The sequence below is a fragment of the Rhodoferax sp. LS1R11 genome (genome assembly GCF_056521395.1).
In genome coordinates, this window is the sequence record NZ_JBWMAW010000001.1 from 372,470 (window position 1) to 395,111 (window position 22,642).

Consider the following 22,642-nt stretch of genomic DNA (forward strand, 5'->3'; position numbering starts at 1 on the left):
CACACAACACCACGACAACACCAGGAGACTCACCATGATCATTGACTGCCACGGCCACTACACCACGGCCCCCAAATCGCTGGAAAACTGGCGCAACCAGCAAATTGCCGGCATCAAGGACCCGGCCATGATGCCCAAAGTGGCTGACCTCAAAATCAGCGACGACGAGCTGATCGAGACCATTGAGCAAAACCAGCTGCGCCTGATGAAAGAGCGGGGCAGTGACCTCACCATCTTCTCGCCGCGCGCCAGCTTCATGGCGCACCACATTGGCGACTTCAATGTCTCCAGCACCTGGGCGGCCATCTGCAATGAGCTGTGCTACCGCGTGGCCCAGTTGTTTCCCGACAACTTTGTGCCCGCCGCCATGCTGCCGCAAAGCCCCGGCGTGGACCCCGCCACCTGCATTCCCGAGCTGGAAAAATGCGTCAAGGAATACGGCAACGTCGGCATCAACCTGAACCCCGATCCGAGCGGCGGCCACTGGACCTCGCCCCCGCTGAGCGACAAGGCCTGGTACCCCATCTACGAGAAGATGGTGGAGTACGACATTCCCGCCATGATTCACGTCAGCACCAGCTGCAACAGCTGCTTCCACACCACTGGCGCCCATTACCTGAACGCCGACACCACGGCCTTCATGCAGTGCCTGACCAGTGACTTGTTCAAGGAATTCCCCACGCTGCGCTTTCTGATTCCGCACGGCGGCGGCGCGGTGCCTTACCACTGGGGCCGTTTCCGTGGCCTGGCGCAAGAGCTGAAAAAACCGCTGCTGAGCGAGCACCTGCTGAACAACATTTACTTTGACACCTGCGTGTACCACCAGCCCGGTATTGACTTGCTCAACACCGTGATCCCGGTGAAAAACGTGCTGTTTGCCAGCGAGATGATTGGCGCGGTGCGCGGTATCGACCCCGAAACCGGCCACTACTACGATGACACCAAACGCTACATCGAAGCGTCAAAAATTCTGAGCGATGCCGACCGCTACGAGATTTATGAAGGCAACGCGCGCCGCGTGTTCCCGCGTCTGGACGCCTTCCTCAAAGCCAAAAACCAATAATTCAAGGAGATAAACCATGACACTACCCATGAACCAACTGGGCATCGTCAAGCGCAACATCGTGCGCGCTGACAAAGCCGCTGTCGAGCGCCTGTCCAAACTCGGCGTGGCCACCATCCACGAAGCCATGGGCCGCGTCGGCCTGATGAAGCCCTACATGCGCCCCGTGTACAACGGCGCCAAAATCTGCGGCACGGCGGTGACCGTGTTGCTGCAACCCGGCGACAACTGGATGATGCACGTGGCCGCCGAGCAGTTGCAACCCGGTGACGTGGCCGTGGCCGCTTGCACCACCGACAACGAAGACGGTTTCTTTGGTGACCTGCTGGCCACCAGCTTTCAGGCGCGCGGCGCCAAGGGCCTGATCATCGACGGCGGCGTGCGCGATGTGGCCGACCTCGAGAAGATGGGCTTCCCCGTGTTTAGCAAGGCCATCAATTCCAAGGGCACGATCAAGGCCACGCTGGGCTCGGTCAACATCCAGGTTGTTTGCGCCGGTGCCATCGTCAACCCCGGCGACGTGGTGATTGCCGATGTGGACGGCGTGGTCGTGGTGCCTGCCGCTTTGGCGACGCAGGTGGCCGATGCGGCTGAAAAGCGTGAGAGCTTCGAAGGTGACAAGCGGGCCGTGTTTGCCTCGGGCGTGCTGGGTCTGGACTACTACAAGATGCGTGAAGGCCTGGAGAAGGCGGGGTTGCGCTACGTGGACTGAGCGTAAGCGCCTGGACGGCAAAGCGTTCTGTTTCGTGTCCCCCGGCCTGTGGCCTCCTCCTTGACCTACACAGAACGCTTTACCGCCCAGGCTTTTGGCTTTTTGGTAAAACAGCCTCTAGCCGACGTAGATACTGCGTAAGCAGCTATTTAATTGATAGCAAATAAAAGGAATCGCATGGAATTCACTAAAACCCCGGGCTGGCTGGACTGGTACACCGGCCCCAGTAAACCCCGCTTCAAACTGCCCGCAGGCGCTGTGGACGCGCATTGCCACGTCTTTGGCCCCGGGGACCAGTTTCCCTACGCCCCCGAGCGCAAGTACACCCCGTGTGATGCGTCCAAAGAACAGTTGTTCGCCCTGCGCGACCACCTGGGGTTTGAGAAAAACGTGATCGTGCAGGCCACCTGCCACGGCTCCGACAACCGTGCGCTGGTCGATGCCCTCAACGCATCGAACGGCAAGGCCAAGGGCGTGGCCACCGTCAACCGCAACGTGACCGATGCGGAGTTGCAAGCCATGCACGCCGCCGGTGTGCGCGGCACGCGTTTCAACTTTGTCAAACGCCTGGCCGACTTCACCCCGCGTGAGGTGCTGCTGGAGATTGCCAACCGTATCGCGCCCCTGGGCTGGCATGTGGTGATTTACTTTGAGGCGGTTGACCTGCCTGAGCTGTATGACTTCTTCACCGCGCTGCCCACCACCGTGGTGGTGGACCACATGGGCCGCCCCGATGTGAGCAAACCCGTGGACGGTCCCGAGTTCGAGCTGTTCGTGAAGATGATGCGCGAGCACCCGAACATCTGGAGCAAGGTGAGCTGCCCTGAGCGTCTGTCGGTCAGCGGCCCCAAAGCCCTGAACGGCGAACAAAATGCCTACGCCGATGTGGTGCCGTTTGCCAAACGCCTGGTGGACGAGTTCCCCGACCGCGTGCTGTGGGGCACCGACTGGCCACACCCCAACCTCAAAGACCACATGCCTGACGATGGCCTGCTGGTCGATTTCATCCCGCACATTGCGCCCACGCCCGAGCTGCAACAAAAGCTGCTCGTGGACAACCCCAACCGGCTGTACTGGAGCTAACCATGTCACTCGACAAACCTTACCTGGACGTGCCCGGCACCACCATTTTTGATGCCGAGCAATCGCGCAAGGGCTACCACTTGAACCAGTTCTGCATGTCGCTCATGAAGGCCGCCAACCGCGAGCGCTTCAAGGCCGACGAGGTGGCCTACCTCAATGAGTGGCCGATGACCGAAGAGCAGAAGCAGGCCGTGCTGGCCCGCGACCTCAACCGCTGCATTGCCGCAGGCGGCAACATTTATTTCCTCGCCAAAATCGGCGCGACCGACGGCAAGAGCTTCCAGCAAATGGCGGGCAGCATGACTGGCATGACCGAAGAGGAATACCGCAACATGATGATCAGTGGAGGCCGCTCGGCCAACGGCAACCGTGTTGTCGGTGAAGACGGCGACGCGCAGGCCCACCGCCAACCCCAAGGCCAGGCTGGCAACAAAGAAAGCAACTGACATGGCAAAAATAACCGCCTCCGTTTTCACCTCCCACGTGCCCGCCATCGGCGCGGCCATTGACCTGGGCAAGACCACCGAGCCGTACTGGCAGCCGCTGTTTGCGGGCTACGAGTACTCCAAGCAGTGGATGAAGGACAACAAGCCGGACGTCATCATCCTGGTCTTCAACGACCACGCCACGGCCTTCAGCCTGGACATGATTCCCACCTTTGCCATTGGCACGGCGGAGTCCTACCAACCCGCGGACGAAGGCTGGGGTCCGCGCCCCGTGCCCGTGGTGCAAGGCCACCCGGAGCTGGCCGCGCACATTGCGCAGTCGGTCATCCAGCAAGACTTTGACCTGACCATCGTCAACAAGATGGACGTGGACCATGGCCTGACCGTGCCCTTGTCCCTCATGTGCGGCCAGCCCCCAGCGGACGATTTCCACTGGCCCTGCCCGGTGATTCCGTTTGCCGTCAATGTGGTGCAGTACCCCGTGCCGAGTGGCCAGCGTTGCTTCAACCTGGGCAAGGCCATTCGCAAGGCGGTGGACAGTTTTGACAAAGACCTGAATGTGCAGATCTGGGGCACGGGCGGTATGAGCCACCAGTTGCAGGGTCCACGTGCGGGCCTGATCAACAAGGAGTTCGACAACGTCTTTCTGGACAAGCTGATTGCCGACCCCGCTGCCGCGGCGGCCATCCCCCACATCGACTACGTGCGTGAAGCTGGCTCCGAGGGCATTGAACTCGTCATGTGGCTGATTGCCCGTGGCGCCATGGACGATGTCAACGGGGGTGAGGCGCCCCGGCTGAAGCACCGCTTCTACCATGTCCCCGCATCCAACACGGCCGTCGGCCACGTCATTCTGGAGAACGTTTAAATGAGAAAAACCATCAAAGTCGCCCTCGCTGGCGCTGGCGCCTTCGGCATCAAACACCTGGACGGCATCAAGAACATTGACGGCGTTGAAGTCGTCTCCCTGATCAGCCGCGACCTGGAAAAAACCCGTGAAACTGCTGCCCTGTATGGCATCGGCCATGTCGCCACCGATCTGGCTGACAGCCTGGCCCTGCCCGAGGTGGACGCCGTCATTCTGTGTACGCCCACCCAGATGCACGCCGAGCAAAGTATTGCCTGCATGAAAGCCGGCAAACACGTGCAGGTGGAGATTCCGTTGGCCGACACCCTGCGGGGCGCCCTTGAAGTGGCCGCCATTCAGGAGCAGACTGGCCTGGTGGCGATGTGCGGCCACACCCGCCGCTTCAACCCCAGCCACCAGTACGTGCACAAAGAGATCACGGCAGGCCGGTTCAACATCCAGCAAATGGATGTGCAAACCTACTTCTTCCGCCGTACCAACATGAACGCGCTGGGCCAGGCACGCAGCTGGACCGACCACCTGCTGTGGCACCACGCAGCCCACACGGTGGACCTGTTTGCCTACCAGTGCGGCAGCCCCATCGTCAAGGCCAACGCCGTGCAGGGCCCGATTCACCCCACGCTGGGGATTGCGATGGACATGTCCATCCAGCTCCAGGCGGCCAACGGAGCGATCTGCACCTTGTCGCTTTCGTTTAACAACGACGGCCCCCTGGGTACCTTCTTCCGCTACATCGGCGACACGGCCACTTACCTGGCGCGTTACGACGACCTGTTCACCGGCAAGGACGAGAAGATCGACGTGAGCCAGGTGGATGTGTCCATGAACGGCATTGAACTGCAAGACCGCGAGTTCTTCGCCGCCATCCGCGAAGGCCGCCAGCCCAACAGCAGCGTGGCCAGCGTGCTGCCCTGCTACCAGGTGTTGCATGATTTGGAGCAGCAACTCAACGCGGGTTAATAGAATCACCCATCGCCCATTGGGGTCAGTAAATTGGGGTTGGATCACTCGTCGCACTGCGGCGATGTGCTCTGACCCCGATTTGCGTTCTAACCGGAGAAAAAATATGCAAACACGACATCTTGGCGAATTCAAAGTCTCGTCCATTGGCCTGGGCTGCATGAACCTGAGCCACGCTTACGGCGCGCCCGTATCGGCAGAGCAGGGCGAGCGCGTGCTCCTGAGTGCGCTGGACGCGGGCGTCACCCTGTTCGACACCGCGGCCCTCTACGGCTTTGGCGCCAACGAAACCCTGGTCGGCAAGGTCATGAAACCGCACCGCCAGAAATTCACCCTGGCCAGCAAGTGCGGCATGCAGGGCGTGGACCTGAACGGTGACGGCAAACCCGTGCGCGTGATCGACGGCCGCCCCGAGACCATCCGCAAGACCTGCGAGGACAGCTTGCGCCGCCTGCAGACGGATGTGATTGACCTGTATTACCTGCACCGCTGGGACAAAAAAATACCGATCGAGGACAGCGTGGGCGCCCTGAGCGACCTGGTGCGCAAAGGCTACATCCGCAGCATTGGCCTGTCCGAAGTGTCCGCCGCCACCTTGCGCAAGGCCCACGCCGTGCACCCCATTGCGGCACTGCAGACCGAGTACTCGCTGTGGACGCGCAACCCCGAGATTGCCGTGCTGCAGGCCTGCAAGGCATTGGGCGTGGCCTTTGTCGCCTTCAGCCCGGTGGGCCGGGGCTTTCTGTGCGGCCCGATGGACGTGGCCGCGCTGGACGCCAAAGACATTCGCCGCAGCATGCCGCGCTTCACGCCCGAGAACTACGCCGCCAACCTGCAGTTGCTGGCGTCCTTGAAAGCCGTGGCGCGTGAGGTGGGTTGCAGCCCGTCGCAGCTGGCCATCGCCTGGCTGCTGCACAAGGACGACAACATCATCCCCATTCCCGGCACCACCAGCGTGGCGCATCTGGCGGAAGACCTGGACGCGGCGCAGGTGTCGCTCAGCCCGGCCACCATCGCCAGGCTGGATGGTTTGTTTCACCCCGATGCCGTGCAGGGCTCCCGCTACAACGCGCAGGGCAACAGCGAAGTGGATACGGAAACTTTTTGAGCGAAACCTTCTGAGCCGGGTGTGTATTGAGTCTGCTATAAATTTAATAGCTGCTTGCGCACGTCCTACCTGGGCTAGCGGCCTGTTTTATATAAATTCATGATGAAACCCACCTTGCTTTTGTTGCCCGGCCTGATGTGTGACGCGGCCGTGTGGGCGCCCCAAGTGCAGGCGCTCTCCGACCGCGCTAACTGCGTCGTGCCCGATTACGGCCTGCGCGACACCCTCACCGCCATGGCCGAGCACGTGCTGGCCACGGCACCTGCCCAGCGCTTCGCCCTGGCCGGGCACTCCATGGGCGGGCGTGTGGCGCTGGAGGTGCTGCGGTTGGCACCGCAGCGCGTGCAGCGCCTGGCCTTGCTGGACACCGGCACCCATCCGCTGCCCGCAGGCAAGGATGGCGAACGCGAGCGGGCAGGGCGCCTGGCGCTGTTGTCGCAGGCGCGCCGCCAAGGCATGCGCACCATGGGCAGCCAGTGGGCGCGCCCCATGGTGCATGCCGACCAGCGCGATGCGCCTTTGTTTCAGTCGATTCTGGACATGCTGGAGCGCAGCAGCGCCGACCAGTTTGCCGCGCAAATCAAGGCCTTGCTCACCCGGCCTGATGCAGGCGGTCTGCTGCCCACCATCACCTGCCCCACGCTGGTGCTGTGCGGCCGTGACGACGCCTGGAGCCCACCAGCCCAGCACGAACGCATGCAAGCCGCCATTCCCCATGCTGCGCTGTGCGTGATCGAGCAATGCGGCCACATGAGCACGCTGGAGCAGCCGCAAGCGGTCAACGACGCCTTTGCCGCGTGGCTGGCGCGCTGAGAGGCGGGGCGCTGCGGGCGTATGGCGCGATCCTTGCGACTGGCAAGCCATGCGAAAAAATGCCGAGAGAGGAATGATGGATGTGGGATGACTGGCGCCAGTTCTGGCGACACGGCTGGAAGCAGGACGCTTTTTCGCGCGGGCTGCGTTCCCTGGTCGCACTGGCCAGCGTGACGCTGGGCGGCTGGTGGCTGGACCAGACGCAGGCCGTCATCCCGCTGCTGTTGGGCGTGATTGCCGGGGCGCTGGCAGAAACCGATGACAGCTGGCGCGGGCAACTCAAAGCTCAACTCATCACCCTGCTGTGTTTTGCCGCGATGGCGCTGGCCATCAAAACCAGCCTGCCGTACCCCGGCTGGCTGATGGCGGTGCTGGGGCTCTCGGCCTTTGCCCTGACGCTGCTGGGGGCGCTGGGCGAGCGCTACCGCGCCATGGCGTTTGCCACGCTGATTCTGGCCATCTACACGGCGCTTGCGGCCCAGCCGCAGCCCGGCCATGCCTCGGCGCCGTGGTCGGTGTCCCTGTTGCTGGCCGGTGCGGCGTGGTACGGGCTGATTGCGGTGCTGTGGGCCGCCGCCCTGCCCATGCTCACCGTGCGCCAAAAAATGGCCGCCTTGTACGAGGTGCTGGGCGTGTACCTGCAGCTCAAGTCCCGCCTGCTGGAGCCTGTGCGCGGCATTGACCTGGAGCGCAGGCGACTGTCGCTCGCGCTGCACAACGGGCGCGTGGTCGAGGCGCTGAACGCGGTCAAGGACAGTCTGTTCATCCGCCTCGGGCCGGGCCCGTCGCCTGCGTGGCTGCGCGAGGCGCTGCAGATTTATTTTGTGGCGCAAGACGTGCACGAACGAGTCACGTCCTCGCATGACCAGTACGACGTGCTGGCCAACGCTTTCTTCCACAGCGATGTGCTGTACCGCTGCCAGCGCGTGCTTGACCTGCTGGGGCAGGACTGCCTGACGCTGGCGCGCGTCATCCAGCAGCGCGGCGCCACGGTGCAGGACGGCGTGACCGCACGCGCCCTCGATGACCTGAAGGCCTCGCTGCGCCACATCGAAACACGGGCGCCCCAGGAGGCGGCCCCCACGCTGGGCGCGGGCCCGCTGCGTTCCCTGCGGGCGCTGGCTGCCAACCTGAGCGGTCTGGCGCAGGTGCTGGGCACAGTGCTGGACCCGCTCAACGGGCCGTTGCCCACCGATACCAGCTTGCTCGACCGCAACCCGCGTTCGGTGGCCGAGGGCTGGCAGCGCCTGCGCGCGCAGTGGCACCTGGCATCGCCCCTCATGCGCCATGCGCTGCGCATGAGCCTGGCGCTGATGGTGGGCTACGGCGTCATGCTGGCCACGGGCGACCACTACGGGCTCTGGATTTTGCTGACCATCATATTTGTGTGCCAGCCCAAGTACGGCGCCACGCTCAAGCGTTTGGCGCAGCGCATCAGCGGCACGGTGTTGGGCCTGGTGGTGGGCTGGGTGTTGCTGCGATTGTTCCCTGACGTGCTCGCGCAATCGGCCTTCACGGTGGTGGCGGGCGTGGTGTTTTTTGCCACGCGCCAGTCGCAGTACACGCTGGCCACGGCGGCCATCACCTCGCTGGTGCTGCTGTCGTTCAACCAGGTGGGCGACGGCTTTGGCCTGATCGTGCCGCGCCTGTATGACACGCTCTTGGGCAGCCTGATCGCCGGGCTGGCCGTGTGGCTGGTGCTGCCCAGCTGGCAGTCGCGCCAGCTGCACCGCGTGGCAGCGCAGGCGGTGCGGGCCCAGGCCCAGTACCTGCGCGAGATCATGGCCCAGTACCGGTCCGGCAAGCAGGACCACCTGGCCTACCGGCTGGCCCGGCGCGATGCGCACAACGCCGATGCGGCCCTGTCCGGCGCCTTGTCGGCGGTGTTTCAGGAGCCGTTTTATGTGCGCCGCCATGCCGGGGCGGGCACGCGTTTTCTGGTGCTGTCGCACACGTTTCTGAACTACCTCTCGGCGCTGGGCGCGCACCGCGATACGCAGCAACTCGTTCTGCCGGATGAGGCCTCGGCACACGCCGCGTCGTACTTACTGATCACGCTGGACGCCCTGGCCTTGGCGCTGGACGAACGCCGCACCTTGGGCGCGGCCAACCGCCCGCAGGACGCCGAACGGCTCAAGACGCTGGCGTCCACACTGAACGGTGAAGCGGTGTCGGAGGGGTGCCGTGTGCTGCAGGCACAGCTGGTCTTGTGCCTGCGTTTGTTGCCCGATCTGTGTGAGCAGGCCGCAGAACTGGTGTCCCGCGCGCCATCTGCCCCTGTTTTTACAGCGCCTGAGTCGCTATTGAAAACATAGCTTCTCCCGCACGTCCTGTATGGGCTACAGGCCGATTTACCTTAAATTTACTGGCTTCTCCACGTGTGCGCCCCTTGTTTAACGCACAGATGGCACCACATCGCTGGGGTATTTCAACAACAACCTTTTCCAAAGGCACAACGCATGTTCAACGGATCAATCAAGCAGCGCATCGGCAAGTGGGTGGTGGTCGCCGCCATGGTGGGCTCCGGTCTGGCCATGGCCCAGTCAGAACCCACGCTCAAGCAGGTGTATGACACGGCCCAGGCGGGGCAGCTGGACAAGGCCCAGGTGATGATGCAGCAGGTGCTGGTGGCCCACCCCGGCAGCGCCAAGGCGCACTTTGTGCAGGCCGAGCTGTCGGCCCGCCAGGGCAAGCTGAGCCAAGCGCGTGATTCTTTGGCCACCGCCGAGAAGCTCGCCCCCGGCCTGCCATTTGCCAAGTCCGAGGCCGTGATGGCCCTGCGCAACCAGCTCAGCGCCAAAACCGGCGCATCAGCGAACAGCGCGCCGGTCAACAACGCCCAAAGCAGCCGTTCGTTGTCCACGTCGCCCGCGTATTCGGCACCCGTGAGCCCAGCATCGTCATTCCCCTGGGGCCTGGCCTTGGCCGCGGGCGGTGCTGCCATTGCTTTCTTCATTTTCAAGTCACGTAAAAAGACGGCGCAGGCGGGCATGCCGCAAGGGGCCTACGCTCAAGCTGGTTCCAGCCCAGGTGCTTATGGCACAGGCAACACCGGTGGCATGCCGGGCGGCCTCAATGGTCCTCAAGGCTTTGGCATGGGCAACAACGGCGGCGCCGGTACCATGGCCCCGCCCTACGGCCAGCCCGGCCACGGCCAACAACCTGGTTATGGGCAAGCGTATGGCCAGCCTGCAGGCAGCGGCATGGGCGGACGGGTCATGGGCGGTCTCGCCACGGGCCTGGCGGTCGGCGCTGGGGTGATGGCCGCACAAGCCATCGGCAAAAGCCTCATGGGCAACGAGAGCCACCCGGCACAAGGCGACCACCTGGCCAACAACAACAGCCAGGAGTCGCTGGCCAGCAACCCCGACATGGGCGGCCAGAACTTCGGTATGGCCGACAACGGCTCCTGGGACGATGGCGACGCGCTCGCCAGCGGCGGTGACATGAGCGGCGACTGGGATTCCTGAGCCCCGTGCCTGGTGCTGGCAAATAGCACTGTCGGTTCGCGCCACCGGTTCATCAAGTGTCACAAATGGAGCCGTTCGGACTGTCTAAAAGTCGTTTAGTAATCGACGAGTTGTAACTTTTCATTTCTAGTATTCAAGCACTACAGAAGCATTTTCGTTTCTGTACCTTGATACTGGAGTGAGATCACATGGCGCTACGCACTGGTTTTTTCGATGCCCGCGGCTTTCGCAAGCATGCGCTGGCATTGATCGCAGGCCTGGCTTGCACGGCAGGTTCAGCCGCTTTTGCCGCCACTGATCTCTACATCTCCGAATACGTGGAAGGCAGCAGCAACAACAAGGCGGTTGAGTTCTTCAACGGCACTGCATCGCCTATTGTTCTGGCGGCCGGTGGCTACAAACTGCAGATGTATTTCAACGGTGGCACGACCGCCAGCCTGACCATCAATCTCACGGGTACTGTGCCTGCCGGGGGCACCTTTGTGCTGGCGCAAGCCAGTGCGTCCGCGGCGATTCTGGCCAAGGCCAACCAAACCAATGCGTCAAGCTGGTTTAACGGCGACGACGCCCTGGTGCTGGTCAAAGGCACTGCGGTGGTCGATTCGATTGGACAAATTGGCGTGGACCCCGGCACCGAGTGGGGCACCCTGTTGGCCAGTACGGCAGACAACACCTTGCGCCGCAAGTCGTCCGTGACGGGCGGCGATACCAATCCTTTTGACGCTTTTGACCCCGCCCTGGAATGGGACGGGTTTGCAGTCGATAGTTTTGCTGACCTGGGTGCCTACACAGGCAGTACTGGCGCGGGTGTTGATGTGGCGCCCTTTGTGGCGAGTATCGTGCCTGCCAATGCGGCGACTGAGGTGGCTGTCAATGCCAACGTAACCGTTAATTTCTCCGAGCCTGTCAATGCCAGCGGTACGTGGTACGCGCTGAGCTGTTCGAGCAGCGGCACGAAAGCGGTGCTGGTCAATACCGGTGCCACGAGTTTCACACTGGACCCGCTCAACGATTTTGTGCCCGGCGAGTCATGCTCCCTGAGCATTAACGCGGCCAGCGTGACCGATCAGAATGGCATCCCAACCGCCATGGCAGCCAATTACAGCGCGACCTTCTCCGTGGCTGCAGGCGCCACGGGCTGCGACGCCCCCTTCACCGGGGCCTACGCCATTCAGGGCAGCGGTGCGGCCAGCCCGTTGAGCGGTGTGGTCACGACGCAGGGCGTGGTCGTGGGGGATTTTCAGGGTCCGTCCCCAGCACTGCGCGGCTTTTATCTGCAGGACATGGCAGGTGACAACGACCCGGCCACGTCGGATGCTGTGTTTGTTTTTAACGGTGGCAACACCAACGTCCAGCTGGGCCAGATCGTGCGGGTCACGGGCACGGTGGGCGAGTTCCAGAACCAGACCCAGTTGAGCGCCAGCAACATTCTGCAGTGCGGCACCGGCAGTGTGGCCCCGGTGGATGTCATGTTGCCCATGGCGTCTGCAACTGACTTTGAGCGTTATGAAGGCATGCTGGTGCGCTTGCCGCAAACCTTGTATGTCACCGAGCAGTTCCAGCTGGGCCGGTTTGGTCAAGTGGTGCTCTCGGCCGATGCCCGTCAGTCACAGCCCACCAATGTGGTGGCGCCCGGTGCACCCGCGCTGGCCTTGCAGGCCCAGAACGACCTGAGCCGAATCATTCTTGACGACACAAGCAACAGCCAAAATCCTGACCCGATTATGTTTGGCGGCAACGGGCAGCCCTTGACCGCCACCAACACCCTGCGGGGCGGCGACACGGCCACAGGCATCGTTGGGGTGATGACTTACACCTGGAGTGGCAATGCCGCCAGCGGCAACGACTGGCGCGTGCGCCCCGTGAATGCCTTGGCAGCGAGCATGCCCACATTCACGTCGGCCAATCCCCGTCCGGATGGGGTTCCCAATGTTGGTGGCACGCTGCGCGTGGTGGGTATGAATGTGTTGAACTATTTCAACACCTTCAGCGGATGCACCGGCGGTGTGGGTGGTGCGGCCATGGACTGCCGCGGTGCCGATAACGCGGCCGAGTTCACCCGCCAGAAAGCCAAGACCGTGGCCGCCATGGTGACGATGGATGCCGATATTTATGGCTTGAGCGAATTGCAAAACAACGGCTACGGCACAAGCAGCGCCATTCGCAATCTGCTCGATGCATTGAACGCCGCGACCGCGCCAGGCACCTATGCCTTCGTGGACGTGGATGCCCGCACCGGTCAGACCAATGCGATGGGCACCGATGCCATCAAGGTGGGGTTCATCTACCGCACGGCCAAAGTCGCGCTGGCGGGAACCACGGGTGCGCTCAACAGCGTTGCCTTCCAGAATGGGGGCGACAGCGCCCCGCGCAGTCGTCCGGCTCTGGCGCAGGCGTTTCAGCAATTGGGGGGCGCCGGTGACGGCGAGCGATTCATTGCCGTGGTGAATCACCTCAAGAGCAAGGGCAGCGCGTGCGACGTGCCGGATGCCGGCGACGGTCAAGCCAACTGCAACGGTGTGCGTGTCAACGCAGTCAACGCGTTGCGCAGCTGGCTGGCGACCAATCCCACGGGCACGGGAGACCCCGATGTTCTCGTGATTGGTGACCTGAACTCCTACGCCAAGGAAGACCCGATCATGGCGTTCACCAACAACAGCTGGATCAACCTGATCGAAGCCCACCGCGGTGCCAATGCCTACAGCTATGTGTTTGACGGCCAGTGGGGTTACCTGGACCACGCGCTTGCCACGCCATCACTGGCAGCGCAGGTGACTGATGTGGGCGACTGGCATGTCAATGCGGACGAGCCCAGCATTCTTGACTACAACACCGACTTCAAGTCGGCTGGGCAAGTCAGCAGCCTCTACGCGGCTGATTCGTACCGTTACTCGGACCACGATCCCGTCATCGTGGGTTTGAACCTGGTGCCTGCCGGTACCTGCACGAACCCCGACCTGTCACCGGTTGTGATGCTGGGCAACACCAACAGCGGCGTGGTCAACCGTGTGATCGACAAAGGCTGCACCCTTGACGACCTGCTTCTGGACGAGCAGGTGTGGAGCAGTCAGTCCGCTTTCCTGTCGCATGTCTCCAAGGTCAGTTTTGACCTGCTTGGCAAGAGAAAGATCACGGCGGCAGAGCGCAGCAAGCTGATGGCAGCGGCCCAAGCCTCCGGCGTGGGTGTGACAGCGGCCCCTTGAGTGCACTGCATCTGACATCAAACCGAGAAAAATTCAATGAACACACACATCAAACCCTTGCTGACAGCCCTGGTGCTGGCGGGTCTTGGCAGCGTCGCCCAAGCGGCTTACTTTGAACGCGTGGACTACGTCGCAGCGGGTGGTTACAGCGCCGCGACCAACGGCCTGCCCGTTGACAGCGCCGCTGTTGATACATCCCCTGCCTCGGGCACCGTCTCGCTCTCGGGTAGCAGCCAGTTCACCCAGTCCTGGGGCAACGGTAGCCTCACACATGGCTACGCGGCAGACGCCGCGCTGAGCTTTACCGCTGCCAGCACCCACCTGTCGATGAACCTCAGTCAATCGCTGACGGCCAACGCCTCCGGTGCGCTGAGCGTTGCCAGCCACCAGCAGGATGCATTTCTTGACCTCTCATCGGTCAACCTCAAAATTGTGGGCCAGGCCGGTGAAGCCAGCGGCTCCACGGTACAGGTCAGCTTTGCAGGTGCTGCCAATGCGCTCTACAACCTTGACAGCGCGGTCTCTGGCGGTTACCTCGGCCTGGGCATGTCCGTGTCACGCGGCACCAATGTGGTGGGTGAATATTTTTGGGACGTGCAACAAAGCGGTCTCCAGTCGGTGAACTTCAGCTTTGCCGGCACGGTGGGTGAACAACTCACCTTCAGCAGTTTCATGCTCACCGGTGCCCTGCTTGAAAACGCCAGTTTTGTGCCGTCCAACACGCCATATGCATTGGTTGATGCCGGTGCCAGCCTGAACGGCAACTTCACCATAGCTGCTGTGCCCGAACCCGAGACCTACGCCATGCTGCTCGCTGGCTTGGGACTGGTGGGCGTTGCCCGCCGCCGCCATATTCCCGTCCCCAAGTCGGCATCGTCCGGCACCCTTTAACTCCAGAAAGATGTCATGAAAAAACAATTGTTGACTGGCGCCATCGTCGCCCTTGCTGCTCTCAATGCCAGCGCCCTGACCACGGGTGATCTGGCCTTTACTTCCTTCAATGCCGACGAAGACGGCATGTCCCTCGTCACGTTTGTGGACCTGGCCGCCAACTCCAAGATCTACTTCACGGACAACGAATGGGACGGCCTCGCCTTCAACGCCGGCGAGAGCTACTCATCCTGGACCTCCGGTGCCTCGACGATCAGCGCCGGCACAGTGATTCGTTTCAACAAAATCGACAACGCCACCTTGCTGGGCGCATCAGTGGGTACCTTTCAGCGTGAAGCTGTGAGTGGCAGCACCAACTACGGCCTGAGCCAGACATCAGACACCATCTACGCCTACACGGGTACCTCGGCTACGGCCCCAACCAGTTTTCTGGCCGTGGTCAGCAGTGGCACGCTGGGTACTGCCGCAGACGGTTATTTGACCAATACCGGCCTGTCGATTGGTGCTGGCGCGATTCAACTGAGCAACAGTTCAGACTTCGCCCAATACAACGGCGCGCGCGCAGGTCAGGTGAGCTTCGCGGGCTACAAGACGATGGTCAGCACCGTGGCCAACTGGCAGGACCTGGGTGATGGATCGTTCGCCGCCACCGTGCCCAACACCACCGCCTTCACCATCAGCGCCGTTCCAGAGCCAGAGAGCTACGCGATGCTGCTGGCCGGACTGGGCCTGATGGGCACCATTGCACGTCGTCGCAAAAGCAAAGCGGCTTGAACCGGTCGTCGGTTTGACGGCCTGACCTGAGCCGAAACAAACCGATACCGTGCAGACACAAAGCCTTTACGTTATGAAGGCAGCATGACAGTCTTCTTTAATTCCTTTTGGAAGTTGAAAAACTGTCATGAAAATCTGGATCAAACGCACCTGTATTGGGCTCTTTAGCGCCGTCATTTTGGCCGGTGGCCTTATCGCCTGCGGCCACCGGCCCCCAGGCTTTGGCGACAACGTGAGTGCGGACCAAAGCGCCCAGCACCGCAGCAAGATGGTGGAGCGTGTGAGCGGCAAGCTCGACCTCAATGCCGAGCAGAAGCAGCGCCTCACCGTGCTGGCCGACAAGCTGCATGCGCAGCGCGTGGCCCTCATGGGGCAGACGACCAACCCCCGCGCCGAGATGAGTGCGCTGGTGGCGGGCGACAAGTTCGACAAAACCCGCGCGCAGGCCCTGGTCACCGAAAAAACCACGGCCCTGCAAAGCAGGAGCCCCGAGGTGATTGCGGCCCTGGCAGACTTTTACGACAGCCTCAACCCCGCGCAACAGCAAAAAGTGCGCGACTTCATGGCGCACCGTGGCGGCTGGTTCAAACGCGGCTAAACCTGCCTGAGCCACCCGGCCAGGTGGTCGTTGCCTCCTTGCCGGTTCAATGCCCCATGCCGCCACAATGGCGGTCATGAACAATGACCTTCAAACCCTCACCCAGGCCCTGCGCGACTTTGCCGACGCACGCGACTGGGCGCAGTTTCATTCACCCAAAAACCTGGCCTCGGCCCTGAGCGTGGAGGCTGCCGAATTGCTGGAGCACTTTCAGTGGCTGACCGAAGAACAAAGCCGTTCGCTTGACGCGCCCAAGCAAGCTGAAGTGGCGGCCGAGGCAGCTGATGTGCTGCTCTATTTGCTGCAGCTGTGCGACAAGCTCGGCATTGATCTGGCCGAGGCCGCACGGCTCAAGATGCTCGTCAACGGCGAGAAGTACCCGGTGGAGAAGGCGCGTGGGTCGAGTGCGAAGTCTGCTACTAAATAAATAGCTGCTCCCGCAAGTAGTACCTGGGCTACAGGCTGATTTCTTATATGAAATCGGTTAGCCAGCCACGCAGGCAGACGGCGGGCTTGATAACGTCAAGCTCCTTGAAATTCCGCCCTTCAACCAGATGGGCACGCACTTTCAACTCATCCAGCCCTTCGGCACCAAAGCCGGATTCGAGCAGGACGTCGCCTGAAACTGGTTTATGCGCATAATATGCGCATCCGTTATCAACAGGAGTTCAACATGCAAGTCGCATCCAGTGCCGCTGCTGCCAGCATGCGCAAACGCGCCGTCAACCTGACCTTGAACGAAGGTCTGGTCGCACAGGCCAAGACCTACACCAGCAACCTCTCTGCCACCATGGAGGAGTTGCTTGCCGCCTACGTGGCCCAGCAACAGCAAACCCGCCTGACACGCCAGCAGCAGGCCGATGCCGCTGCAACCGACTGGAACGCCATGCACGCGGCGGTGGGTTCATTTGCCGACGAGCACTCCACTTTGTAATGGCGCAGTTCGACGTACACCGCAATAAAGGGCCGTTGAAGGAATCCATCCCATTCGTGGTGGTGGTGCAGTCATCGTTGTTTGATCGCTATCGCAGGCGCATGGTGGTGCCGCTGGTGCGTCGCAGTGCGCTGCCCGGCCAGACGGCTACCGCTGGTTCGCGTATGAACCCGGTGTTTGAAGTGGACGGCATTCCCGTCGTGCTGCACCCGCTTGATATGGTTTCTGTCGCCGTGGACCAGTTGGGGGAGCATGTTGCGTCCCTGGCTGACTTTGGCCAAGCCATTGCCGACGCCCTGGACGAGCTCCTTACCCGCACCTGGGGTTGAAAAGCCCTTTACGTACCCATAACAACAATTGCATGTCAGCCAGAAATACAGTTAAGGCAACGATGATTAAGCCCTAAGCCAAGGCCGCTGCACTGCGCGACCAGCTCAAGGCTATTTTGCTCGAGACATTGTTGCGATGAGCACAAGTAAAAAAGCACTGGTGCCGCAGGCTTTCAAAAGTGACACCACTGGTGTCACAAATGCATCGCAGCGCCGGCCCGTTTTCAAAGACTGGGACGTTCGCAGAGAACAGTGGCAACTCGCAGACATCCGAACCGGCTTGCAAGAAGCTGATCGCGGTGAGTTTGCTTCGGCAGAAGAACTGCGTGCGGTGTACGCCAAATATGGACATTGAAACAAAGCGGAAGAGTTCCAATGCATGGGCGATCGTGGCAATAGTCTCACCGCTGGCGCGACAAATCCAGATTCTCCAAAGTTTTCGTTTTGATGTATAGTTTTATACATCAATTACGCTGGAGTGAGTCATGCACCGTACCCAAATTTACCTGCAGGATGCCCTCTACGAGAGCCTGAAAGTGCGCTCTCGTAGCGTGGGTGTGAGCATTTCCGAACTCATTCGCCGCACGCTGGAAAAAGACATTCAAAAAGACCCCGTAGCCGATGCACGCGCCTACTTTGAGCGACTGAAACCCCTTGAGAGCTTCGCGGGAGTGGACTCTGACGACTATGTGCGCGCCATCCGCAGCAAAAGCCGAATTTTGCGAACGGGTGATGACGCATGACGCCCGAGCGTCTGGTGCTGGACACCAACATCGTGATCGACCTGCTCAAAAAGGTGCCTGCAGTGGTTGATCGCTTTCTGGCGTTGCTGGAGGCCCAAACCCAGTTCTTGATCTGCCCCATGGTTGTCGCCGAGGTTTATGCCGGGGCCTTCAAGCGTGAATACAAAGACGTTGAAGCACTGTTTGATTTGTGCCACCGCATCGACATGGATATCGAAACGGGGCGCATCGCAGGCTTGTATGCCAACCAATTTTCCAAGGCGTTCTCGGGCATCTCGCTGGAAGACTACGTGCTCGCCGCAACGGCACGCACGCACCGCTGCCCGCTGTGGACGCACAACCGCAAGCACTACCCCATGGATGATATTGAATTGTTTGCTACATGAACGCCACCCAATTACTGGAACACTTTGACCGTTTGACCGTTTGACCGTTTGACCGTTTGACCGTTTTGCCGAAGCGCCGAATGCGGTGAACTTTTGCCTGGCCCATCCCCCCGACGCTGGCAAGCCCCAGATACTCACCCCACACAAATCAATAGCCCAATAGCCCGCTAAGGGCAACCACAAGGAGCCTCACGCCATGATCGAAAAACCGGTGCCATTTTCTGAGGTGACGGCTGCCCTGTTGCAGCAAGAGGTGGACAGTGGAACCGCTGCGGCGATGGCCGCGCTGCAGTTGGGCACCGCGCAGATGATGTACCCGTCAAGTGACGCGGTGCTTGAAGACTTTCGTTCGGATACCGAGTTGGCGTGGCCCCATGTTTTGGACGCTCGTGAGGCGCTCATTGATGGGTTTGACATTCGCCTGGCAGATGAAATGGCCGCCTACTTGTCTGAAGCGAAAGGCACCAGAAAGATCGATTCCGGCAAATCAAATCGAAACCGGGTCAGAAGGCTTTATCACAAGCAACCCGGCAAAGCGCAATTGCTCGACGATTTCAATGGCTGGCTTTTTGGGGCAGACGAAGTGCGGGCGAGGCAGGCCGCCATGGCGCTGAGTCTGGTCAACCTCAGTCACGAGAACCCCTTGATACAAGTTTCTGCGGCGGTCGCGGCACTGACCTTCACTAAAAATCCTTTGCGCGTGGGGCAAGCGGTTGGTGTGCTCCATCGGGCGCTTTCCTTGGCGGCTGATGGTGGCCTGATTTTGGAATTGGCCTCCATGGGCTTGAATCGCGCTGGGCTGGATGTCCCGGATGGGCTGCCCATGCGCTTTGGCGCGTCGTCGGGCGGCGGCGCAAACCGCGCGGCCACGCCAGTCAACACCCAAGCCAGCACCGCCACTACGGCGCTGCTGGTGCACGGCACCCTCTTTCAGTGGCATAACAAGGCGATGCAGGAATGGTGGCGGCCCCAATTGGGCGATTTGCACCAGTACCTGAAGAACGGCACGCGCTCCAGTTTGTATGCCAACGGCGATTTTTATCGCTGGTCAGGTGGGTTCAATGACTATGCGCGGGAAGAGGCCGCCGAGAAGTTGGTGGACTGGTTGCATCAACGCAGCATCCTGCTCCCCGATGTGGTGGCCCATAGCCATGGCTGCAATGTGGCGATGCTGGCGAGTCACACCAGCCCCCTCAATTCGCTGGTGATGTTGAGCTGCCCAGTCCACTGGAATGCTTATCGGCCAGGCCAGTGCGCCAAAATGACGTCTGTTCGCGTCAAGTGGGATCTGGTCATCATGGCGGATCGTGGCGCCCAAAGATTCCCCAGTAGTTCGGGCATCACCGAGCATGTGCTGCCGTTCTGGTTCATTGGCCACCAGGCCACACGGGAGCCCACTACCTGGAAGGCGCGAAACTTGGATAGCCTCATTTGAGGCCTTGGTGTCAGTTGCGCCGTGCTCTGAATTTGCTATTGATTTAGTAGCTGTTACCGCACGTTCTACCTGCGCTAGCGGCCTATTTCTTATAAAGTCTTATCGTCTGCTCGAAAACCCGTCTCATTAGAAAGAATTTCACATGGCTGCACGACACAGTTACTTGTTTCATATCTTGAGATTCCTGCACGATAGTCCTGAAGCGCAAGATGTCGAGCGTGTTTTCCGCCATTTGGAGCAGGCCCGCCAGAGTCTGGAGCGTGAGGAAACCTTTAATTTGCACGTCCCTTCAGTGCTTACGTTGAAAAGCGTTTTAGGTAGCCTGGCTGAAATTGGCGTTTTACGCGCTGGGCAAAATTTGCGCGCGGACCCCACCTGGACCCTCGCGACGCCGCGGGTGGAGGGCGGTCGTGGAAATGATGAGGGCGCAGGGGGTGGGGATCGCGGTGGCGGTGGCAGGGATGGCCCCGGCGATGGCGATCAGGAGGGGCCGGGCGGCGGTGGCCTGGCCGAAGTGTTGTCGCATCCGGTTCTTTTTTGCCTGCCCGACGACGCGCAGGACTTGCTGGTGCTTGAGGCGCTGGGCCCATGGGCCGGACCGGACGGTCAGGACGAAGGGAGCTTGATGTGATCAAGGTCTCCGCCCTCCCTTTGCTGGCCTACAAGGTGGGCCCCAATTTGTTCGACTTGTCGAGCCAGATGTACCACGTCAGCATGCGTGACCAGATGCACCGCGCCGTGGCGCTTGCCGAGGCGCTGGTTGCCGGGGATCAGTTCAAGGTCTGCAATCAGGTTTTGATCGTGGGTGCTGGCGTGGCCGGTGTATCGGCAGGCATTGTGCTCGCCCGCCATGGCGTGGACGTGCAGATCATTGACACCTCAGACAAGGCGCCGTTTGCCTTACAACGTGGCGTGTTCAACCGCTATGTCGGGCCCTACATGTACGAGTGGCCGCTGGATGTGCATGCGTCTCAAAAGATGCCCCCCCCGCCCGGGGTCAGCGTGCTGGCGGCCTGGGACAACAAGAAGGAGCCACCGTTGCCGTTTGGGTTTGCTGTCCCTGTCGAGCCACCAGCCCTGGTGGTCGGTTGGGACGATGCGTTGCAGGACAGCCTGAAGAACCTTGGCTCTCATTTACGGCTGCAAATTGGTATCAAGCGCGATCGCACCAACGACGCTATCAAGGCCTGGCTGGTTGAACAGAGGCGGGCATTTCAAGCGGGCAAAGAGTATGAAAGGGTGGATGTGGCAATTGAGGGGGGTACGCCCTGGCAAAACAGCCAGTCGCTTCATCGGCCCCTTCAACCGCGCTTTGTCATTCTGGCGGGCGGGCTTGGCACGGAAAATACACAAATCAAAGGCGCCTTCAGCGGCCATGTAGTACCGGGGCTGCCGTTTTGGGCCAGTGACCGAATGCTGGAGCACCAATGCGGATTTACCTTCAAACCCCGGATTGTCGTTTTGGGCGGTGGCGATGGTGCCTTGCAGGACACGCTGCGGGCGTTGACGCGGCACATTCACCCGGTCGATACCTGGCACAAACTTTTGTCCCATGACCGGCAAGGGGTGCTGGCCAAGAGTCTGCCGCGAATCATTTCCCTGGAAGCCCAGCATGCGCAGATGTCGATCTGGGCGAACAACGACGCATTGCGCGCCAGCGCCCAGGAAACGCTCGACAAAGCTTATGCGGCGGTGGCACAGGAGCTGTCCCTGGACAGCGCGCTGGCCTATGCAGCGATTGACATGCTGCGAGACGACGTGGAAAGCGTGCGCCTATGCATCAAGGAGTCGTATTTTTCGAAGTCCTATTCGCTCAACCGGTTCATGGTCCATTATTTTGCGCAATGCATTGAAAGACATGGCGACAGTGGCGTGGCCGGATGGTTCGAGATTTCCCGAAACTGCGAACTGGTGGACATACCGGTGTTGGGGCCACCGAGAACGCTTCGTTTTAGCGATGGCAATGACCGCGTAGCCGATCTTGTTGTGGTGCGGTTTGGTGTAGATACCTCGCAATTGCCTGGTCAGACGCTGGGCCTGAGCAAGCAGGATACGCAGAACCGGCAGGAACTTGCTGCGGTTCCTCTGCCGCTGTACTTTCCTCCTTCAAAGTAGGTAGCGTGCTTGTACACAGTTTGAAATTGCTAAACCCACCTAGAATTCTTCTCATGCACCCCGCCATCGCCCAACACAGCTCCGGTATTTCGGCAATTTGCCAGCGTTACCGCATCAGCCGGTTGGATGTGTTTGGTTCTGCGGCGCGGGCTGACGACTTCAATCCTGCCAGCAGCGATGCTGATTTTTTGGTGGAGTTCGCTCCAGATGCTCACGCTGGTTTGAATGAGTTTTTTGGCGCCAAGGCCGCGCTTGAAAAACTGTTGGGGCGCGGCGTCGATCTGGTTGAGCCCGGCGCTGTGCGAAATCCTTATGTGCTGGCCAGCATCAACCGCAGCCGGGAAGCCGTCTATGCAGCGTGACCCACGTGCTTTCTTGTGGGATGCGCGCGAGTCGGCCTTGGCGATTCAGAGCTTCGTCAACGGCATGGATGCTGCAGCGTATGCGGGCAACGCCATGGCGCAGTCTGCTGTCGAACGCAAGTTTGAAATCATCGGTGAAGCGCTCAACCAATTGGCCAAACTGGATGCCACGCTGGCAACGCGCATTCCAGACCTGCCGCAGATCGTGGCCTTTCGCAATCAGTTGATTCATGGTTATGCAACTGTGAACGTCAGCACGGTGTGGAACGTGGTCCAAATTTCGCTTCCCCCGCTGATTCTCCATGTGCAGGCCGTTTTGGACGAGTTGGGCGAAGCGTAAGTTCAGCTG

Annotated in this window: 25 protein-coding genes; all 25 read left to right on the forward strand. The window is 60.9% G+C overall.

Features of this window, described 5'->3' with window-relative positions:
- The first annotated feature begins 34 nt into the window (after window positions 1-34).
- Window positions 35-1,063 carry an amidohydrolase family protein gene (locus AC097N_RS01795; protein ID WP_479579009.1) on the forward strand — a complete coding sequence of 343 codons (1,029 nt, stop codon included), beginning with the start codon at window positions 35-37 and terminating at the stop codon, window positions 1,061-1,063.
- 16 nt (window positions 1,064-1,079) lie between these two features.
- Entirely contained in the window at window positions 1,080-1,775 is a 696-nt protein-coding gene (gene ligK, locus AC097N_RS01800) for a 4-carboxy-4-hydroxy-2-oxoadipate aldolase/oxaloacetate decarboxylase (protein WP_479579010.1), read from the forward strand.
- Between the two features lie 177 nt (window positions 1,776-1,952).
- Window positions 1,953-2,858 (forward strand): amidohydrolase family protein, encoded by a 906-nt coding sequence (locus AC097N_RS01805; RefSeq protein ID WP_479579011.1) that lies wholly within the window; start codon window positions 1,953-1,955, stop codon window positions 2,856-2,858.
- 2 nt (window positions 2,859-2,860) lie between these two features.
- A complete protein-coding gene (gene ligA / locus AC097N_RS01810; protein ID WP_479579012.1) occupies window positions 2,861-3,304 on the forward strand; it encodes a protocatechuate 4,5-dioxygenase subunit alpha in 444 nt (147 codons plus the stop codon).
- A 1-nt stretch (window position 3,305) separates the two neighbouring features.
- A complete protein-coding gene (locus AC097N_RS01815; RefSeq protein WP_479579013.1) occupies window positions 3,306-4,172 on the forward strand; it encodes a class III extradiol dioxygenase subunit beta in 867 nt (288 codons plus the stop codon).
- Window positions 4,173-5,132, forward strand: coding sequence for a Gfo/Idh/MocA family oxidoreductase (locus tag AC097N_RS01820; protein ID WP_479579014.1), 960 nt, complete (start codon window positions 4,173-4,175; stop codon window positions 5,130-5,132). It begins immediately after the preceding gene.
- A gap of 106 nt (window positions 5,133-5,238) precedes the next feature.
- A complete protein-coding gene (locus AC097N_RS01825; RefSeq protein WP_479579015.1) occupies window positions 5,239-6,240 on the forward strand; it encodes an aldo/keto reductase in 1,002 nt (333 codons plus the stop codon).
- 99 nt (window positions 6,241-6,339) lie between these two features.
- Window positions 6,340-7,053 carry an alpha/beta fold hydrolase gene (locus AC097N_RS01830; RefSeq protein ID WP_479579016.1) on the forward strand — a complete coding sequence of 238 codons (714 nt, stop codon included), beginning with the start codon at window positions 6,340-6,342 and terminating at the stop codon, window positions 7,051-7,053.
- A gap of 80 nt (window positions 7,054-7,133) precedes the next feature.
- Window positions 7,134-9,368 (forward strand): YccS family putative transporter, encoded by a 2,235-nt coding sequence (gene yccS, locus AC097N_RS01835; RefSeq protein ID WP_479579017.1) that lies wholly within the window; start codon window positions 7,134-7,136, stop codon window positions 9,366-9,368.
- Window positions 9,369-9,512: 144 nt separating this feature from the next.
- On the forward strand, window positions 9,513-10,523 hold the full coding sequence (locus AC097N_RS01840; RefSeq protein WP_479579018.1) for a hypothetical protein: 1,011 nt from the start codon (window positions 9,513-9,515) through the stop codon (window positions 10,521-10,523).
- Window positions 10,524-10,711: 188 nt separating this feature from the next.
- Complete coding sequence (locus AC097N_RS01845; protein ID WP_479579019.1) at window positions 10,712-13,726, forward strand: ExeM/NucH family extracellular endonuclease; 3,015 nt, start codon at window positions 10,712-10,714, stop codon at window positions 13,724-13,726.
- A 36-nt stretch (window positions 13,727-13,762) separates the two neighbouring features.
- Entirely contained in the window at window positions 13,763-14,617 is an 855-nt protein-coding gene (locus AC097N_RS01850; protein WP_479579020.1) for a PEP-CTERM sorting domain-containing protein, read from the forward strand.
- Between the two features lie 15 nt (window positions 14,618-14,632).
- A complete protein-coding gene (locus AC097N_RS01855) occupies window positions 14,633-15,391 on the forward strand; it encodes a PEP-CTERM sorting domain-containing protein (protein WP_479579021.1) in 759 nt (252 codons plus the stop codon).
- Window positions 15,392-15,518: 127 nt separating this feature from the next.
- Entirely contained in the window at window positions 15,519-15,989 is a 471-nt protein-coding gene (locus AC097N_RS01860; protein WP_479579022.1) for a Spy/CpxP family protein refolding chaperone, read from the forward strand.
- Window positions 15,990-16,065: 76 nt separating this feature from the next.
- The gene (locus tag AC097N_RS01865; protein WP_479579023.1) at window positions 16,066-16,416 is read left to right on the forward strand and encodes a nucleotide pyrophosphohydrolase; all 351 of its coding nucleotides are present in this window, start codon (window positions 16,066-16,068) and stop codon (window positions 16,414-16,416) included.
- A 246-nt stretch (window positions 16,417-16,662) separates the two neighbouring features.
- Window positions 16,663-16,923 (forward strand): type II toxin-antitoxin system CcdA family antitoxin, encoded by a 261-nt coding sequence (locus AC097N_RS01870; protein WP_479579024.1) that lies wholly within the window; start codon window positions 16,663-16,665, stop codon window positions 16,921-16,923.
- Window positions 16,923-17,252, forward strand: coding sequence for a CcdB family protein (locus AC097N_RS01875; protein WP_479579025.1), 330 nt, complete (start codon window positions 16,923-16,925; stop codon window positions 17,250-17,252). Before AC097N_RS01870 ends, AC097N_RS01875 begins: the two co-directional genes overlap by 1 nt.
- A 136-nt stretch (window positions 17,253-17,388) precedes the next feature.
- Window positions 17,389-17,607, forward strand: a complete 219-nt coding sequence (locus AC097N_RS01880; protein ID WP_479579026.1) for a hypothetical protein — start codon at window positions 17,389-17,391, stop codon at window positions 17,605-17,607.
- A gap of 130 nt (window positions 17,608-17,737) precedes the next feature.
- A complete protein-coding gene (locus AC097N_RS01885) occupies window positions 17,738-17,995 on the forward strand; it encodes a ribbon-helix-helix domain-containing protein (RefSeq protein ID WP_479579027.1) in 258 nt (85 codons plus the stop codon).
- Window positions 17,992-18,381 carry a PIN domain-containing protein gene (locus AC097N_RS01890; protein WP_479579028.1) on the forward strand — a complete coding sequence of 130 codons (390 nt, stop codon included), beginning with the start codon at window positions 17,992-17,994 and terminating at the stop codon, window positions 18,379-18,381. Before AC097N_RS01885 ends, AC097N_RS01890 begins: the two co-directional genes overlap by 4 nt.
- A 196-nt stretch (window positions 18,382-18,577) precedes the next feature.
- The gene (locus AC097N_RS01895; protein WP_479579029.1) at window positions 18,578-19,816 is read left to right on the forward strand and encodes a hypothetical protein; all 1,239 of its coding nucleotides are present in this window, start codon (window positions 18,578-18,580) and stop codon (window positions 19,814-19,816) included.
- Between the two features lie 142 nt (window positions 19,817-19,958).
- Entirely contained in the window at window positions 19,959-20,447 is a 489-nt protein-coding gene (locus AC097N_RS01900; RefSeq protein WP_479579030.1) for a hypothetical protein, read from the forward strand.
- Window positions 20,444-21,931: an FAD-dependent monooxygenase gene (locus AC097N_RS01905; protein WP_479579031.1), complete on the forward strand. Its 1,488-nt coding sequence runs from the start codon at window positions 20,444-20,446 to the stop codon at window positions 21,929-21,931. Before AC097N_RS01900 ends, AC097N_RS01905 begins: the two co-directional genes overlap by 4 nt.
- A gap of 53 nt (window positions 21,932-21,984) precedes the next feature.
- A complete protein-coding gene (locus AC097N_RS01910) occupies window positions 21,985-22,293 on the forward strand; it encodes a nucleotidyltransferase family protein (protein ID WP_479579032.1) in 309 nt (102 codons plus the stop codon).
- Window positions 22,283-22,633 carry a HepT-like ribonuclease domain-containing protein gene (locus AC097N_RS01915; protein ID WP_479579033.1) on the forward strand — a complete coding sequence of 117 codons (351 nt, stop codon included), beginning with the start codon at window positions 22,283-22,285 and terminating at the stop codon, window positions 22,631-22,633. Before AC097N_RS01910 ends, AC097N_RS01915 begins: the two co-directional genes overlap by 11 nt.
- Window positions 22,634-22,642: the final 9 nt, after the last annotated feature.